Origin of the sequence: Streptomyces ossamyceticus, from assembly GCF_001418475.1 — a bacterium.
Classification (GTDB): Bacteria; Actinomycetota; Actinomycetes; order Streptomycetales; family Streptomycetaceae; genus Streptomyces; species Streptomyces ossamyceticus.
On sequence record NZ_LIQX01000753.1, the window covers coordinates 1 to 2233 of the forward strand.

Annotated in this window: 2 protein-coding genes and 1 pseudogene; all 3 read left to right on the forward strand. The window is 71.1% G+C overall.

Annotated features, from left to right (window positions below; all coding sequences use genetic code 11):
- Positions 1-466 precede the first annotated feature (466 nt).
- On the forward strand, positions 467-808 hold the full coding sequence (locus AOK15_RS38085; protein WP_055523390.1) for a PadR family transcriptional regulator: 342 nt from the start codon (positions 467-469) through the stop codon (positions 806-808).
- Positions 805-1761 (forward strand): hypothetical protein, encoded by a 957-nt coding sequence (locus AOK15_RS38090; RefSeq protein ID WP_055523392.1) that lies wholly within the window; start codon positions 805-807, stop codon positions 1759-1761. The genes AOK15_RS38085 and AOK15_RS38090 overlap by 4 nt, the downstream gene beginning before the upstream one ends.
- 93 nt (positions 1762-1854) lie before the next feature.
- Positions 1855-2233: pseudogene (locus AOK15_RS38095) on the forward strand (phosphatase PAP2 family protein); the annotation flags it as partial.

Genomic DNA, 2233 nt, shown 5'->3' on the forward strand with positions numbered 1-2233 from the left:
GAGGACGCCGACGAGACATACGTGGCCCAGTCCGCCCTGATCGAATGGCGAGGCGGAGGCCCGAACACCTGGACCCCGTGACCCCCCACGCCCGAAAGCCGCCAACGGCGCTGGACCCCCATGGGGAGACCCGTGCGTGTGGCCGGGGAGCATCGGGCGGTGCGGTGCCGGCCAAGGCGCCGGGGCGGCCAAGGCGCGCTCGTCGCCGCCAAGCTGTTCGCTCACCCGCTCAAGGACACGTTCGGCGACGGCGAGTTCGCCCGCCCATCCAGCATGCACGGAACATGGAAGGCGGCCCGACCGCAGCGGGCGAGAACTGGCGAACGCTCGCTCTGTGCCACGGCGCCTGAGCTCTGCACACGGGCGGGCGAGACAGAAGGCCAAGTCACGTGCTTGCGGCGTGGAGGCGCTGTCGCGTCATCCTAGGCTGGCAGATATATTTCGTAGCTCGATATATGCTCGGTACATGACCAGACAGAATCCGCCCTTGACGGAACCGCAGTACTTCATCCTGGCCGCGCTCATGGATGGTCCGCTGCACGGGTACGGCATCATCAAGGCTGCCGAGCAGGCCACCGACGGGCGGCTGCGGATCGCTGTCGGCACCCTCTACGGCGCGCTGGAGCGGATGGAGCGGGCCGGGCTGGTGGCCGCCGGCCATGAGGAGATCGTGGACGGGCGGGCGCGGCGCTACTACCGGCTCACTGAGGACGGCACCGAGGCACTCCGCCGGGAGGCGCTGCGGATGCAGCAGGCGGCGGCCGTCGTCATCGGACACTCGCGGGATGCCGGAGCGGCACCGGCATGAATCGTCTGCTGCTTGTGGCCTATCCCAAGCCCTACCGTTCGCGGCAGGGAGAGGAGGTGCTGGCCTGCCTGGCCGAGGCGTATCCCGGCCGCTCCTGGCCCCCGCCGCGGGAAGTTGCCGCCCTGGTGCGCGCCGGGGTGCAGGCCCGTGCCCGTGCCACCGTTGATGACACCACTCGGCCGTGGTGGCTGGACGGCATCCACCTGGCCGCCCTGGCCCTCGCCGCGCTGGCGCTCGTTCCGTACCTGCAGGATGTGTGGCACTGGGCACTGCGCATCGATCCCGGACAGCACGCCATCGCCTTCCGCTTCTCCGGCTGGTACCCGTGGGCCGAAGGTCCCACCCAGGTACGGCTGCTGCCCTACGGGCTGCTCCCACTGGGCTGCCTGATCGCCCTGCTGCGGGGCAGAGCGTGGATCGCGCTACCGGCCGCGGCAGCCATGATCTGGGCCGGCGCCACGTCCCCCGGCCGCACCCTCTTCGGCGACGAGGGCAAGGCGGGCCTGGGCTACTACGGTCTCGGCGCCCCGATAACGGCCCGTGACCTGGCGCTCTCGGGGGCGCTGTGCGCCGCGTGCGCCGTGCTGGCGTTCTGCCGTCCCAGCCGTCTGCGGCGCCGCTCGTACCGCTGGCTGGCCCCCGTCGTGCTCGCCATGTCCGTGGCCGGGAGCCTGCACGTCATCTCCGTCAGTCCGGCTTTCCAGCGTGGTTTGTTCGCCCTCGAAGCCGCCGCGCTGATCGCCGCGTGGGTGGCGACGGACGCCACCGGCGACCACCGGTGGCTGATCCCCGTCGCGGCGGTCGCGATCGTCCGCACACAGGCGATCGTCGTCCGGCCGGACGCGTTTATGCAGTCCTTTCCGGACCTGGTCGTCCTCATCCTGCTGACCGCGCCCCTGCCCGCCCTGGCGTTCACCGCCCAGCGCCGGCAGGGGCCGGCACTCACCGAATAGGAGCGGGCCCCGGTGGGCCGACCGAGCCCGCCGACCCACGTCGTGCCGCAAGACGCGGGCGAGCGAACTCCCCCCAACGGAAGAAACAGAGAGATGACTCAGCACGATTCTCCGTCCCTGCCCGCGCACCGTCCGGGGGCCTCAAGGCAGGCCCCCGAGGCACCCGACGACACCAGCCCGTCGCGTACGACGCGGCCGTGGATGCCGGCTCTGCTGTACACCCTGGGGTTCCTGACGGTCTACCTGCTCGCCGTCTGCACCCCGTGGGGGCAACGAGCTGAGAACGCCCTGTTCGGTCTCGGTGAACAGGGCGGCGAACAAGCATGGATCTACCCCCTGTCGGGATCGGCCTACGGCTCGACGCCCCTGCCGCCGATGGAATTAAGCGCCAAGCCCACCGTGATGGCGGGCCTGGCCGTCATCGTGGTCCTCACCCTGGTGCGGCGGTGCTGGCGGCAGGGGCGTCGAGCCG

Excerpts from the sequence above, each read along its gene's own strand:
- AOK15_RS38085 (WP_055523390.1), top strand. The coding sequence starts at position 467 with ATGACCAGACAGAATCCGCCCTTGACGGAACCGCAGTACTTCATCCTG.
- AOK15_RS38090 (WP_055523392.1), top strand. The coding sequence starts at position 805 with ATGAATCGTCTGCTGCTTGTGGCCTATCCCAAGCCCTACCGTTCGCGG.